The organism is Acaryochloris marina MBIC11017, assembly GCF_000018105.1.
Lineage (GTDB): Bacteria > Cyanobacteriota > Cyanobacteriia > Thermosynechococcales > Thermosynechococcaceae > Acaryochloris > Acaryochloris marina.
On record NC_009925.1, the window covers coordinates 1,500,598 to 1,513,853 of the forward strand.

The 13,256-nt window shown below is 47.6% G+C and carries 14 protein-coding genes and 1 pseudogene; 2 read left to right on the top strand and 13 right to left on the bottom strand.

Going from position 1 to position 13,256, the window contains the following annotated elements; all coding sequences use genetic code 11:
* Positions 1-16: 16 nt before the first annotated feature.
* Positions 17-721 (bottom strand): alpha/beta hydrolase, encoded by a 705-nt coding sequence (locus AM1_RS06755; RefSeq protein WP_012162063.1) that lies wholly within the window; start codon positions 719-721, stop codon positions 17-19.
* 333 nt (positions 722-1,054) lie between these two features.
* On the opposite strand from AM1_RS06755, the gene hisA reads away from it, so the two are divergent.
* Positions 1,055-1,828: a 1-(5-phosphoribosyl)-5-[(5-phosphoribosylamino)methylideneamino]imidazole-4-carboxamide isomerase gene (hisA, locus tag AM1_RS06760; RefSeq protein ID WP_012162064.1), complete on the top strand. Its 774-nt coding sequence runs from the start codon at positions 1,055-1,057 to the stop codon at positions 1,826-1,828.
* A gap of 828 nt (positions 1,829-2,656) precedes the next feature.
* Here the strand turns inward: hisA and AM1_RS06770 are convergent.
* From AM1_RS06770 to AM1_RS06815, 10 genes and pseudogenes are all read right to left on the bottom strand, one after another.
* Positions 2,657-4,024: pseudogene (locus AM1_RS06770) on the bottom strand (IS1380 family transposase).
* A 96-nt stretch (positions 4,025-4,120) separates the two neighbouring features.
* On the bottom strand, positions 4,121-4,579 hold the full coding sequence (locus tag AM1_RS06775) for a GNAT family N-acetyltransferase (protein WP_041659296.1): 459 nt from the start codon (positions 4,577-4,579) through the stop codon (positions 4,121-4,123).
* 83 nt (positions 4,580-4,662) lie between these two features.
* Positions 4,663-5,016 (bottom strand): hypothetical protein, encoded by a 354-nt coding sequence (locus tag AM1_RS06780; protein WP_238549183.1) that lies wholly within the window; start codon positions 5,014-5,016, stop codon positions 4,663-4,665.
* Between the two features lie 20 nt (positions 5,017-5,036).
* The gene (locus AM1_RS06785) at positions 5,037-5,534 is read right to left on the bottom strand and encodes a DUF5958 family protein (protein WP_012162071.1); all 498 of its coding nucleotides are present in this window, start codon (positions 5,532-5,534) and stop codon (positions 5,037-5,039) included.
* 123 nt (positions 5,535-5,657) lie between these two features.
* The gene (locus AM1_RS06790) at positions 5,658-6,158 is read right to left on the bottom strand and encodes a hypothetical protein (protein ID WP_012162072.1); all 501 of its coding nucleotides are present in this window, start codon (positions 6,156-6,158) and stop codon (positions 5,658-5,660) included.
* Positions 6,159-6,303: 145 nt separating this feature from the next.
* The gene (locus AM1_RS06795; protein WP_148215687.1) at positions 6,304-6,741 is read right to left on the bottom strand and encodes a hypothetical protein; all 438 of its coding nucleotides are present in this window, start codon (positions 6,739-6,741) and stop codon (positions 6,304-6,306) included.
* 69 nt (positions 6,742-6,810) lie between these two features.
* Positions 6,811-7,398 carry a hypothetical protein gene (locus AM1_RS06800; protein WP_187152924.1) on the bottom strand — a complete coding sequence of 196 codons (588 nt, stop codon included), beginning with the start codon at positions 7,396-7,398 and terminating at the stop codon, positions 6,811-6,813.
* Positions 7,399-7,554: 156 nt separating this feature from the next.
* Positions 7,555-8,940: a UDP-N-acetylmuramoyl-L-alanine--D-glutamate ligase gene (gene murD / locus AM1_RS06805; protein ID WP_012162075.1), complete on the bottom strand. Its 1,386-nt coding sequence runs from the start codon at positions 8,938-8,940 to the stop codon at positions 7,555-7,557.
* A gap of 72 nt (positions 8,941-9,012) precedes the next feature.
* Entirely contained in the window at positions 9,013-10,059 is a 1,047-nt protein-coding gene (locus AM1_RS06810; RefSeq protein ID WP_012162076.1) for a zinc-dependent dehydrogenase, read from the bottom strand.
* A gap of 120 nt (positions 10,060-10,179) precedes the next feature.
* Positions 10,180-11,022, bottom strand: a complete 843-nt coding sequence (locus AM1_RS06815; protein ID WP_012162077.1) for an acyl-CoA desaturase — start codon at positions 11,020-11,022, stop codon at positions 10,180-10,182.
* Between the two features lie 156 nt (positions 11,023-11,178).
* Between AM1_RS06815 and AM1_RS06820 the strand changes: the two genes are divergently transcribed.
* Positions 11,179-12,411, top strand: a complete 1,233-nt coding sequence (locus tag AM1_RS06820; protein WP_012162078.1) for a methionine gamma-lyase family protein — start codon at positions 11,179-11,181, stop codon at positions 12,409-12,411.
* A gap of 58 nt (positions 12,412-12,469) precedes the next feature.
* On the opposite strand, the gene AM1_RS06825 is transcribed toward AM1_RS06820, so the two are convergent.
* Together AM1_RS06825 and AM1_RS06830 are read right to left on the bottom strand one after the other, a co-directional pair.
* On the bottom strand, positions 12,470-12,712 hold the full coding sequence (locus AM1_RS06825) for a NifU family protein (protein ID WP_010479941.1): 243 nt from the start codon (positions 12,710-12,712) through the stop codon (positions 12,470-12,472).
* 179 nt (positions 12,713-12,891) lie between these two features.
* On the bottom strand, positions 12,892-13,191 hold the full coding sequence (locus AM1_RS06830; RefSeq protein WP_012162079.1) for a DUF3155 domain-containing protein: 300 nt from the start codon (positions 13,189-13,191) through the stop codon (positions 12,892-12,894).
* Positions 13,192-13,256: the final 65 nt, after the last annotated feature.

Here is a 13,256-nt window from a genome sequence, read left to right on the forward strand (position 1 = left end):
TTTCCTATAGTCGGTTCTATTCCATGAAAGAGCGAATGGTATCTGAGAGAATATCGAGGATTCCAGATTGCTGAATATAGGGTTGAGCTTGTCTTAAGATCGGACCCGCTTCTTTTAAGAGGGGACCTGCATCTTCTAAGAGAGGAGCGGCTTCTTTTAGCAAGGGGCTAGCGGCTCCGATGGCCGGGGCAAATTGCTTGCCCTTGGCAATGATAGGGCCATATTTTTGATAGGCTTCCAACAACCGCTCACCATCTACTTCCACGGTGCTGGTGGGATAGCTTTCAAGGGTATCTAGGATGGTAATTTTGCCATCTCGGCTAGCGTCTAAAACCAGGGCAGAGCGAATGGCCTGACGACTAGCTCGTTTAGAAGGGGGGGACATGATTTCCCCGGCTTCATCGAGCATGGCATCGCCGAAGGGGGTATTAAGTAACTGATCGAGCTGAGTAGAACTGACGGCAAAGGGGCGAGTGAGAATGTCGCTCACTTTTTCTGGCTCTTGTTCCGCTAACTCTAAATACACTTTTAGATCAGCAGGGGCACGACCTGTATCCGCCAATTGACGTAGAGAACTAACCGGAACCGAGCGAGCGATGGGACCATATTTGAAGACCACCTGTTCTGCAGCCCCAGAAGGTAATGCGCTCAACAGCACAACCGCACAACTTCCTAATACATAATTCCACCAATTGCTGGTCTGTGATGTTGTTGAACTCATAACGCTAGGCTCTATACCTTTCCAATCTTAAGAATACCCAATTACCATGACCAAAATGTGATCCTGGAGTTCCTGAAGTCTAAGAGATCTATAGTTTTAGGTCGAACCCATCGGGAATGGAATAGGATTTTGGCTGGGCGTTGATCTTGTATGGAGTAGGCGAAAACGCTCTCAAACCTGCTTCAATAGAAAGGAACGAAATCGGTTCATCGGCTTTGTAGCACTATATCCGAGGCCCAGCTGAAGCCAGCCGTTCAGGATTTGAAATGGCATGGGGCCTGGACCGATACAGAGTGATTCACGAAAATTTGGCAACTGAAAGGTAAACGGTTTATGGATGTTATCCCTGCTATTGACTTGTTAGAGGGACGATGCGTTCGTCTATATCAAGGGGACTATGACCAATCCCAGGTTTTTTCTGAAAACCCTGTTGAAGTTGCCAAGGCATGGGAGGCTCAGGGTGCCCAATGGCTGCATTTGGTGGATTTAGATGGTGCTAAAACAGGCCAGCCCGTGAATTTAGACACCATTGCTGCGGTGGTGGAGGCTTTAGAGATTCCGGTGCAAGTGGGGGGTGGCTTGCGAGATCGCAACCGCGTTACCCAACTTCTAAATTTAGGTGTAAGAAGAGGTATTTTAGGTACGGTAGCCATCGAAAACCCCGATCTGGTGCAGGAACTATGCCAGGAATTTCCCGATCAGATTGTGGTGGGGATTGATGCAAGGGAAGGCAGAGTAGCCACCCGAGGCTGGTTAGAAACCTCTGAGATTCTGGCGGTAGACTTAGCCAAACGCATGGTGACGGCGGGTGCAGCGGCGATTATTTACACGGATATTCAGCGGGATGGTACATTGCAAGGTCCTAATATTCCGATGCTACGAGAAATGGCTGAGGCGATTACGATTCCGGTGATTGCTTCCGGTGGCGTCAGCTCAATTACAGATCTACTAAACTTGCTGGCATTGGAAGCTATCGGGGTGACGGGCGCCATTGTAGGCAAGGCTTTATATACAGAAGATATCGCGTTGTCTGAAGCGCTCCGGGCCGTTGGTCCTGGTCGCTGGCAGGATGTGCCCCCCGATTTAGGCTCTTCTGCGCTGGCCTGAAAGTGACAACACCATTCTGTAAACTATTTGATCTGAGATATTGAGAAGCTCAATGGCTATTCAAGCTCAAATTCAACATTAAGAAGAGGATGGGAGTGCTGCAGTACCTCGGCAAGGGCTTCAGCGCTCTGTTGGTTCCCTTGCCACAGCAGAAAAGTGCCTGAGGTCACGGCAGTATGTGAGAAGCCATATTGTTTAAGGATAGGGATAGCAGACTTGAGCTGAATCCAAACATCCTGAGTCCAGTTTGGAGCAGACTCGTGTGGCCAAGAAACGATTATATTGCCATCCATATTTGCCATGTACCTATATATCTTGGATGTCTAATGTCAAAGTAGGCGGTGCTGCAAAGTCTCTACAATCAATCGCCTTCTCTGATAAAGCAATATCAGGATGGACCGAGCATTTAAGATGATAATCGTTTGTGAAATATTGGCAGTTACTACAAGGGATTTGATGCATCCGATTTGAGACTCGGATACTGTATGCGATCGCAGATCCAATATTCCAAAGTATTAGCCCTATAATCCCCCAAGCTAAACAAAAGCCAATTCCCACAAATAGAGGATGCAAGAGAGGGGAATAACTAACCCACAGTTGATAAACCATAATGTCTCACTGACTAAGCCATATGCTGATGGGCAATTAAACTACCCATCCTTAAGGTAAAACCTCAAAAACATCGGCTAAGCAAGGGTCATAGCTTCGTCATAAATATTTCAATCTCTTTACCCTTGGTAATTGAGCAACACAATTGAGCCTGACTCATGGCCGACGATTTGGCAGGCAATAGTCAAGAGAATTGAGGCCATTTTTAGCCTGGATTATTCATGCCCCTATGGGATGCGAGTCTAAAGTGAGTGGCATTGGGTCACATAAACGTTGAGCAATTAAGCGAATCTCTTTTTCAAAGGGACAAAATGTTGCAAGCTCTACAAGGACCCGTCGAACAGACACTCTGACCCGAGCAGCCCCTTTAATCAGGGCACATCGTAGGCGTTCCACTTGAGCCGTCGCTAACTCCGTTCCCTGGGCAGCCTATCGTAACGTAATCATTAGCAAATACGCTGCCTGCGCTAACAGCAGACGAAATTGATTCGCCGTAAACCGGTGACAACTGAGTCGGTCTGCTTGAATGCCTCGTTTGAGTTCTTTAATGGGATGCTCACTATCCCCACCACGCTGAACATAAAACGTATCGTAGAGCTGCTGTGGACTGAGCATCATATCGGTCAGGACAAACCGAGGATTGGCCCCTTTGGGAAGATATTCAGCCTTCATCACCAGACGTCGAGGATAGTCCCAGGTGGCAGCTGCGTAGTAGACATCATCAAACAATCGAGCCTTTTGTTGGGTTCGACAATACTGGAGTCGGGCCTGCTCTAGTACATTAGAGATTTTCCGCTTCAGCACAGCATTCGAGCTAAAGCCAATGGCATAGTGAATGCCAGAACGCTCACAGACCCTCAGAATTTCAGGCAGTGAGAATCCAGCATCAGCCCGTAGAACAATGGTCACACCAGGCCAGGCTCGTTTGAGACGCCAAAACAGCCAACGCAGAATCCCGGCCACTGCTTTACCAGGATGAGAGTTGCCTCGACGCAGTTGGCATACCAAGGGAAACCCACTCTGAGCTTCATTGATTAACACGGGGAAATACATATGCTGACCATAGTAGCCATGAAACGCACTCCCTTCCTGGTCACCATGAGTCGGGTCATCCCAACCATCAATGTCTAAAACGATAGTCGATGGCGGGTGAGGATAGCTGGCAATGAACCGGTCAATAAATTGACGACGCATTGCTGCAGTCTGGTCAGTTGTGACCTGATTCTCTAGACGACTGATAGTCAGTTGACTCGCCAATACGTTGGACTCTGGAATAGGCAAGTACTCGCAGGCGATTTTGAAGATGGGGTCATGCCGTAAACTATCGCTATCATTGGCATCCTCGTAGCCTCCGATGAGTTGGTATACCCGTTGAGCCACTAACTGAGGTAGGGAATGGGTGAGTTTGTCAGGATCTCGCCATTCTTCAATACAGTCTGCGATATCTTGGCAAATGTGGATTCGTGACTCGGCTTGAGCAGCGAGTAGAATGCCAACATCTGAACTCAAGTCAAGGTCTGAAAATTGAACACATAACGGATGGTCTTGATAAAAGTCGAGGGTTACATCACTGTCACACGGTGTCATGGCACAATAAAGCTACAAATTTCTTGGAGAGCTTGAGTCTACTATGGTTCAAGCTCTTTTCTCTATGGCACTCAAATACCTCGTGAATAATCCAGGTTAGGCATCATTGCCAAATTGTTTCACCATTGGAATGGAGCTGTCTGGATTGGGATTTCCTAAAACTACGTACCCCAACCTGGAATAGAAGGACACGGCATTCGGACTAGCGTCGAGATGTGCTGAAGATCTTCCCGTTCTTTGAATCTCGGTCTCTGCAAACGCCATGAGAGACGAGCCTATACCTGAGCCAAAAACCGAGGAGTCCACGTAGAGACCCATAATCTTGTCTTCTTTTACCTCGACCCAACCCATAACACTCGACGCTACCTCTACCACCCAAACACTATTTTGGGTAATCGCTCGTGTGGCGCGATCAGGTTTCGCAGATTTTGCCCATCGATGCGTTGCGGCATACCCAAAATCATCGGCAAGACTCATGATGGCATTCCAACGTATTGCCAGTAATTGCTCGGCATCGTGGAGAATTGCGGATCGAATGTGCACAGGTTTAATCATAGAATTCGTCTAACGTCCCGACTCACTGAACCACGATGAACAACAACCACAAGTCTTACAGCCATGGACTGTAGCGTAATTTTTTAGACATCTCCCTCTAGCATGGGAAGGTACTTATCGATTTCATCGTCGGATGCCTTCCAATTGTCACCTCTAACCTCATGAAGTTTGACAAGGCCAAGTAGTGAAAGCGGATCCTCTGCAACATAGTCGTTACCTCTGCCAGAGGCTGTCCAGACCATCTCTTGATTGGCGTTCACGATTTGCGAAGCAAGGGTGAATCCCATAGACTCTAATGCAAGAATTGCCGGAACTTCAACATTGGCCATAGATGCAATTTTCATAGAAAAAATTTTTTTCTTGGTTGTTTTGATGCCTTCTTTCCAAGTGAACGGAACTCGGCGAATAAGGTAAATTTCAAAACCTTCACGTTCCATAGTTTCGGTTTAAGGGGTTGTTAGTCAGAATTTTTGATTCGGGCATCGTCCTTCATAGAGGTCCTGTAGAACTGAGGATCACTTAAAAGATCTTGAACAACACGATCGTCAAGCAAGTCTCGATGCCACCAATGATTACAACTTTCTTCTCGTTCGTCGCTGAAGATGCGACCTTCCGCAGTTCCAAAGAGCGACACAAAGAATCGTAAATGCTGGTGCAACTCTGTTTCCGAAATGGACTCAATCCATTGATAGATTCGAAAGGCTGTCATTCCGTCATCCCGTCGCATTGATTGGATGTGTTTGACCGTTGGATCATCGTCCGACAATTCGGCATGGGTAACGGCGGTCATGAATACGTCATCATCGATACCAGCTTGGTGAGCGAGTTCTGAAAGTGTGTGGATGAGGGTGCGTTGTTCGCTAGCTGAAACTTCTTTAAACCAACGTTCAAAACCGACAAAGTCGATCGTCCCGCGAACGAGTTGATTGAGGCGAATTAGATCGGGAAGTTCCATCTTGTGATGATGCTTGACCTTGCTGTCTAATGTTTCAATATCAACTACCGTCGCATGTTCGTACCATTAGGAAAAACGAGTTGGCAGTCGAGTGTAACGTCTGGTAATCCAACTGTTTTGAGATCAGGATTGGGATAATTCCCACGCATCACGCTTCCGTTTTCCTTTGATTGAGCCCACTGGCACACACACAAGACAACCGCAGTACCATTGCTTGTGAGAATCTGGCTGATACCGCCAACCCACAACTTGCGGCAGTGACTTTACCCGATGAATCTCGTTCTTTTCAATTTTGCGAGGGATATAAACCTGATATCCTTCCGAATTCTCTGCGTGCATGATGATGTCGATTGCTGAATCAGCAGCCACTTCAATATGGCGCTGATTGTAGTGACCAACGAGCACTAATTCATCATCAGGAATCCGAAAGTAAACACCTGAAATTGTGCGCTGCCCGCACCGTTTTAGCTCACGTAGCCATTGATGGGAAATGTAAAACTCTGGTGTCATGGGCATAGCAAAGACACCGCCGGGATACTCATCCGTATTTCGACACGGTTTGATGCCGGTCCGCTTAATCGATGCGATGTCCTTCTCAGGGGCAAGGTGTACGAACATTGCCATGTCACAACTCCTTACACATAAAGGTTACTCATCGGTACGAGAGGGATAAAAAGGATATTCTGGCGTATTTATCAATTTTCAGGTCAATGGCTAAACCATGAATTCCTAAGCGCAGCAATCATAAAGCTAGCTAGGCCATGAATCATTAGAGCCATCTATCCATATTTAAATAGGATTCCCACTCCCCATACGCATCAATATCCCATCTTGGATTATTCCAACCATCATCAATAGCGTAATTTACACTAAGCACATCTAATTTATTCTCATATGAGAAAATTCTCCTTTGGTGAACAAATGGCAGAAAAAATGCATCTATGTAGACAGCCTCGTCATAATTAATCAACAAACAGATAACTCCTCCATATTGCAAATTAGTAGAATTATTCACTTGAGCAATGACATCTAGGGAAACTTCATAAGATGCGCAATCTAGATGTTGATTTTCTATGAAGCTACTTGTGGTAACTAGTGGGCATTCCAGAAATTCAGAAAGCTCTTGTCTCAATGTTGCCAAAGTAGCTCGCCATTGCTCAGGATTTTTTAGATTTCTAGAGCAATCAAACAGTAACTCACGATCCATGATGTATTTATCAATTTCGATGCTGACTGATCTAAGACTGTAGATCATCGCATCGTTATCTGCCGATAGCTAAAAGTCATGAAAGGGGTACGCTGCCCAAGGCACCCGGTTGGCAATACCAAGGGCCATTTGCGATGCTCGCCAGATATCTAGAGTATCTTCACTCAGAGAATTATAAATCTCGTGTGCCTGGTCGAGTTTTCCATGGCGAAAGAGTTCAATTGCAACTACAAAGTTCACATTGGCTTGGCTTTGAGTATTAGAAAGACGTGAAATAGATTGAAGTGCAAGGTGTGTGTCACCGCAAATCGCTTGCATAAGAATGATTTCTTCAATTTGTAGTTGATTTGTAGCGTGAGAAAACGCTGTTGGGTAGTTCCCAGAAAGGCAGGGCAACAGATGTTTCTCCGATGCGTTGATAACCGAGATTATGTAATCATCTGAGAAAATGGGATGTTTCTGGTCAATCTTTTTCAGATCATCAAGCTGTTTAGCGGCAACTGGAACATAACCAATACGTGGAATCTTCGTATTTGCGTGGTGTTCTACTCCAATCTGTAAGAATCGCTCAGCTAAATCATCCATTTGGAGGATTCGAGATGCGTTGCCTGCATAACGTGCTGCCATGTGATTGAAGGTGCCACGCTCACTTTGCATCGTTTCAAGCAGATCAGCAGTCCGCGTTAAGAGCATCCGAGAAAGCCCATTGTTCCTGTTCATAGAAAACTGATCGCAAGTTATCGTCGGATACCCACAGTTACAAAGTTGATTCTCAACACGAAATAGTTTGGTAGCTCGTTTTGCCTTCAGAAATTATTGCGAGAGATCCTGGCATAGTTGCCGAAAATGATCGCCTCGTCTCTCAAAGTTTTGATATTGGTCAAAGCTAGCACAGGCAGGTGATAAGAGCACACTTTTAGCTTGCAGAGAAGGGGCCAATTCAGCGGCTCTAGTCACCGCTTTGTTCATTGTGTCCACGATTTCGTAATCGTCATACCCAATCGCCTTAAGGCGCTGGCTAAAGGCACCGGCAGCACTACCAATCAACAGCACCTTGGCTGCTTGAGCCTGAATGGTTTGCAGCCATGCCTGATCGTCACCCACTTTGGCTTCCCCACCTGCAATCAGAATGGCAGGACTATTGACTGCAGCTAATCCCGTTTGGGCTGCTTCATAGTTCGTGGCCTTGCTGTCATTAATAAAATCTACGCCCTGCCAGGTGCAGATATGTTCCAGGCGATGGGCCACACCGGGGAACGTGGATACGGCAGTTGCGATCGCATCCTTCCCAATCCCCGCCAAATGAGCCACAGCCACTGCCAGTAAAAGATTCTGCTGGTTATGAACCCCCAACATCCGCATGGAGGATACCTGCACAATGGGTTCTCCTTCCACCTTCACCCATCCCTCTTCAATAAAAATATTGGGCACTGGACAGCGTTGACCATTACAGGCATCCGGCAAGCTGGGGCCATGGCTACTCGTCCAATAGGCATCAGCCCATCGCCAAGGCAATCCTTTGATCAAGCCCTGATCATCACCATTGAGAATCTTCTGTTTGGACTGATTGAGAAGTAGGGCCTTAATTTCGCGATAGCACTCAACAGTGCCATGACGCTCCAAGTGGTCGGGAGAGAAGGTCGTCCAGACGCCAATGGTAGGGGCTAGGGTGGGGGAGGATTCAATTTGGTAGCTGCTCACCTCCGCAATCACCCAATCCAGAGGATCTCCTGCTAAGGCCAATTCACAGGCGCTATAGCCAATATTGCCGCAGGCGGGTGCCCGTAACCCTGCCGCCTTAAAGATGGCTTCGACAATGGCAGTCGTGGTGGTTTTGCCGTTAGTGCCCGTAATCCCGACCCAAGGATATTGCTTGAGGGATCGCCAGGCCAGTTCAAGTTCACCAAAGGTCTCAATGCCTTGAGATCGTGCCTCTTCTAATGCAGGCAACTGCCACGGCACTCCAGGACTGACCACAATCCGATCAGGACGGTCCAGACTGAGTTCAGCCAAGGCTGAGAGGGAAAATTTCAGATTTAAATGGACGGGGATGCCTTCTGCCGCCAAGGTTTTCTGCGTCGCCACTAACCCTTCTGAATGACCTGCATCACCCACCGAAACTTGCCACCCCTCACGGCGCAGCAGACGAGCAGCCGCGATACCGGAGCGACCAAGACCAATAATATGAACAGCAGGCATAGAAGGGAGCAACGTGATTCAGCAATCCTGATCGTATCGCTTGGTGGTCCCTTTGCTCCAATTAAATGCTTCTTAGGGATAAATTAAAATCTTGTAGGTCTCAGGTCCGGGAGAAACCGCCTGCTCGACCGCATTCGCTAAGTCTTGAAGCGGATAGCGATCGCTGACTAAGGCATCGACATCAATTCGCTTGTTGAAAATAATGTCCGCCGACTGTTTCTGTAATCGAAAAGAAGAGCTATAGCTGCCAATCAAATCGATTTCGCGACGATACAAGACATTGGGATTAATAGGAATTTCGACTTCATCGGGGAACTCAGCAAAGAACAGAATCTTACCGCCTTTGCGGGTACAGTCGAGGGCTTGGAAAAAGGCTTTATCGCTGGGCACGGCTAGTAAGCTGACATCCACCCCCATACCATTGGTCAAATCTTGAATTTTGGAGGCTAGATCGGGATCGCGAGCGTCAAAGGCCGCCGTCGCTCCCACCTGCTTCGCTTTTTCAATTCGCGTGGGTAAGAGATCCGTGGCGATGGCACGACCGCCCACATAGTTGACGAGCATCACGAACATCAGGCCAATGGGGCCAGCCCCCGTGATCAGGACCGTTTGTCCCGGTTTGATATCGGCTTTGGTGACGGCCTTCAAACAGCAGTTGGTGGGTTCAACAAAGCTCGCTTGCTCAAAAGAAATATCTTCGGGAATAGCAATTAATCCGCCTCGGGTAACGATATGGCCCGGAACCTTTACATATTCGGCAAAGCCGCCGCCGCTCGGGCTAAATCCTGCCGTGGTGGTGATGTTTTTATACACCTCACACATGGAGAAGTTATCATTCAGACAGTAGTCGCAGTGCATACAGGGAATATGGTGCAGCACAACCACCCGTTGCCCCACCTGCCAGCCTTTAACCTCAGAACCCACAGCGGCAATCTCGCCTGCCGTTTCGTGGCCAAATATCCGGGGTGGCTCGTAGAGGGGATAGCGGATTTTTTTAATGTCGGATTGACAAAGACCGACTACTTTGACTTGGACGAGCACCTCATCTGCACCCACTTCAGGCTTTGGTATCTCTTCGTAGCTGAGTTGATTAACCCCGCGAAAGACTTGAGCTTTCATGCTTCCCGACCCCTAACAAACGTCTGTTTTCAGCTTATCGTGTTGCTTCCTGTCCCTCAAGCCATGAAACCCCACCAGCAGGCAGGGTTTCATTAAAAAAATTATGGGAGGTGATGGGGGCTAGGTACCATCATTGGATGCTAGCTGTTGAGCATTCGGCAGGCGGACTTTATCTGCTAAGCCCAGAGATTGGAGTAACTGCACCATCATCCAAGTGGTGTCAATTTCCCACCATTGCAAGCCATGGCGAGCCGATTGAGGAAAAGCATGGTGATTATTATGCCAGCCTTCACCATAGGTGAGTAGGGCAACCCACCAGCAGTTGGTGGATTGATCATCAGACTCATAGGTTTTATAGCCAAACTTATGGGTGGCGCTATTTACAAACCAAGTGCAGTGATACACCAACACCAAGCGGACAAAAATACCCCAAACCACTAGAGGCCAGCCGCCAATGAAGTACAGCAATACCCCAAACACAATTTGCATGGGGAAGAAGTAGTCATCCAAAAACCGATAAAAGGGATCGGTATTGATATCTTTCGTCAGTTTGTCAATGTCTGCTTCCGCTGGGATTTCATGAATCATCCAGCCCATATGACTCCACCAGAAGCCATTACGGGAATTATGCTGATCCAGATCCGTATCAGAATGCATATGGTGATTGCGATGCAAGCCAACCCACCAAATCACGCCGCCCTCACAGGCTAAGGATCCGCAAAAGACGAGAAAATACTCCAACCACTTGGGGGTTTTGAAACTGCGGTGGGTGAGCATCCGATGCCAACCCAGGGTGATACCAAGTCCACCGGTAACCCAGTGAAAAAAGACGGCAAAGCCCACGGCTGCCCAGCTAAAGTTGCTGGGTACGAAGGCAAACAATGCTCCAATATGGATAGCAATTAGGACCACAATAAAGGTCCAATCACGCTTAAGCTGTGATGGCGGTGTTGCGATAGTCATTTAGTCTCTTTATAAATGAATGTTTCGACAAGAAAACAAGGGTAAACCTTATCCAGGATTCTTATACTTGCCTAATCTCCGCCTAAGCTCTGTACGTCCACAACGATAAAAAATCAAACCTTTAGTGGCTGTACGTTGTAAAGAAAAAGTTGCTCTATGAAACCCCTTACACAGCTAGAGGCAGCCGAACAGGCAATGTCTCTCATCTTTTCTAAGATTGACACTCAAGTCAAGAAAAACTTAACACAAATATTAAAATCTTTTCATAATTACCGCTTAGGTCCCCATCATTTTGCTAGTGTATCGGGTTACGGTCATGACGATTTAGGGCGGCAAGTCCTAGATCAGGTGTTTGCCGACGTTATGGGCGCAGAAGCGGCTCTGGTGCGGGTCCAATTTGTATCCGGCACCCATGCGATCGCAGCGGCTCTATTTGGCGTATTGCGTCCCGGAGACCAAATGCTATCCGTAGCCGGGGCACCCTACGACACCTTAGAAGAAGTGATTGGCATTCGAGGCAAAGGCCAAGGATCCCTTAAAGATTTTGGGGTAGCGTATCGGCAACTGGAGTTAACCCCTGCCGGAACCATCGATTGGCAGGCTCTAGAAACTAGCATTCAACCCCAAACCCGTCTCGTCTTGATTCAGCGATCTTGTGGCTATAGCTGGCGGCCCAGCCTGAGTATTGAAGAAATTGGCAAAATTGTGGACCGGATAAAAGCCCAAAACCCCAATACCATTTGCTTTGTCGATAATTGCTACGGGGAATTTATTGAAGACCGCGAACCTCCATCTGTTGGGGCCGATTTGATTGCCGGTTCCCTAATCAAAAACCCTGGCGGTACCATTGTTACCGCCGGAGGGTACATTGCTGGACGTCGTGATCTAGTGGAAGCCGCAGCCTGTCGACTCACCTCACCGGGAATTGGTTCAGCAGGAGGAGCGACTTTGGATCAAACCCGGTTGATGTTTCAAGGCTTATTTTTAGCCCCCCAAATGGTGGGGGAAGCCATGAAGGGCAATCATCTAGTAGCTCATGTGTTTCAGAAGCTAGGCTATCCCGTCAATCCCTTGCCTGAAGCACCGCGTCGGGATGTGATTCAGGCGGTCAAGCTCGGATCTGAAGAAAAGTTGGTGGCCTTTTGTCGGGCCTTTCAACAATATTCACCTGTGGGGTCTTATCTGGATCCGATGCCTGCCCCGATGCCGGGCTATGAAAGTAATTTAGTCATGGCAGGAGGGACTTTTATAGATGGCAGTACCTCAGAACTCTCTGCTGATGGGCCGTTGCGAGAGCCTTATATTGTCTTCTGTCAGGGAGGAACCCACTGGACTCATGTTGCGATCGCACTAGAAGCTGCCATTGAAGCCGTTGGCCCAGCCTCTTAATCATCAAAAAGGGCCTGTTAATGTAACAGGCCCCGGGTCGTTTCAAATTTGCGGTGATTTAAAAGACTTGCTCAACCTCAGCAATTTCAGGAATGGTGTCTCTTAATTTACGCTCAATCCCCATCTTTAACGTCATGGCAGAACTGGGGCAAGATCCACAGGCTCCTTGCAGACGTAGCTTCACTACAGGACCTTCGACTTCAACCAACTCAACATTGCCACCGTCTGCCATTAGGTAGGGGCGCAACTCATCTAATACTGTTTCGACGTTTTCGGGATTAAGTTCTAACGTTTGTGACATGACTAAACCTTGGTGTGCTGATCTATATTGTAGCGATTGCAGTAGAGACATTTACGCCTGAACGATATCCATCTCTAACTGCCTGCAGAGAGTCCCTGCATTAATGAGGGTCTCAAATAGTCAAAAATAAAGGGTGAAGGCTAACCTTCACCCTTATTAAAAATTAGGAGCTTGAACTATCACCTTGCAAGAGACAATTCTTCCGTTTCTACCCTTAAGCTAGGGAATAGAAAATGATTCTCTTCGACATATTGAGCACCGAACAAACCTTTTTCGGCCCAAAAATACCGATCAGTCGTGTGTTCGTTGCGTTTGACGAGAAGTAAAGCGGGTGGAATAACCCCTTCCGTTTTAATATACTTCCGGGCTGCCGTTACTGGCTTATCCTCACCACTCTCGATACTGAACTGAGGAACATTTTCCAAAATTCGACGTCCTTCCTGTCGACGACGACTTTTGCGTTTCCGTCTTCTTGCCAAACCCAAGACCTCCTTAAGCTATACCGCAGTGTAGTCAAAGTTACAAAAGCTTAATGAGTATAACT

Coding starts and splice junctions, on each gene's coding strand:
- AM1_RS06755 (WP_012162063.1), bottom strand. CDS start 721: ATGAGTTCAACAACATCACAGACCAGCAATTGGTGGAATTATGTATTA.
- hisA (WP_012162064.1), top strand. CDS start 1,055: ATGGATGTTATCCCTGCTATTGACTTGTTAGAGGGACGATGCGTTCGT.
- AM1_RS06775 (WP_041659296.1), bottom strand. CDS start 4,579: ATGATTAAACCTGTGCACATTCGATCCGCAATTCTCCACGATGCCGAG.
- AM1_RS06780 (WP_238549183.1), bottom strand. CDS start 5,016: ATGGAACGTGAAGGTTTTGAAATTTACCTTATTCGCCGAGTTCCGTTC.
- AM1_RS06785 (WP_012162071.1), bottom strand. CDS start 5,534: ATGGAACTTCCCGATCTAATTCGCCTCAATCAACTCGTTCGCGGGACG.
- AM1_RS06790 (WP_012162072.1), bottom strand. CDS start 6,158: ATGGCAATGTTCGTACACCTTGCCCCTGAGAAGGACATCGCATCGATT.
- AM1_RS06795 (WP_148215687.1), bottom strand. CDS start 6,741: ATGGATCGTGAGTTACTGTTTGATTGCTCTAGAAATCTAAAAAATCCT.
- AM1_RS06800 (WP_187152924.1), bottom strand. CDS start 7,398: ATGCAAAGTGAGCGTGGCACCTTCAATCACATGGCAGCACGTTATGCA.
- murD (WP_012162075.1), bottom strand. CDS start 8,940: ATGCCTGCTGTTCATATTATTGGTCTTGGTCGCTCCGGTATCGCGGCT.
- AM1_RS06810 (WP_012162076.1), bottom strand. CDS start 10,059: ATGAAAGCTCAAGTCTTTCGCGGGGTTAATCAACTCAGCTACGAAGAG.
- AM1_RS06815 (WP_012162077.1), bottom strand. CDS start 11,022: ATGACTATCGCAACACCGCCATCACAGCTTAAGCGTGATTGGACCTTT.
- AM1_RS06820 (WP_012162078.1), top strand. CDS start 11,179: ATGAAACCCCTTACACAGCTAGAGGCAGCCGAACAGGCAATGTCTCTC.
- AM1_RS06825 (WP_010479941.1), bottom strand. CDS start 12,712: ATGTCACAAACGTTAGAACTTAATCCCGAAAACGTCGAAACAGTATTA.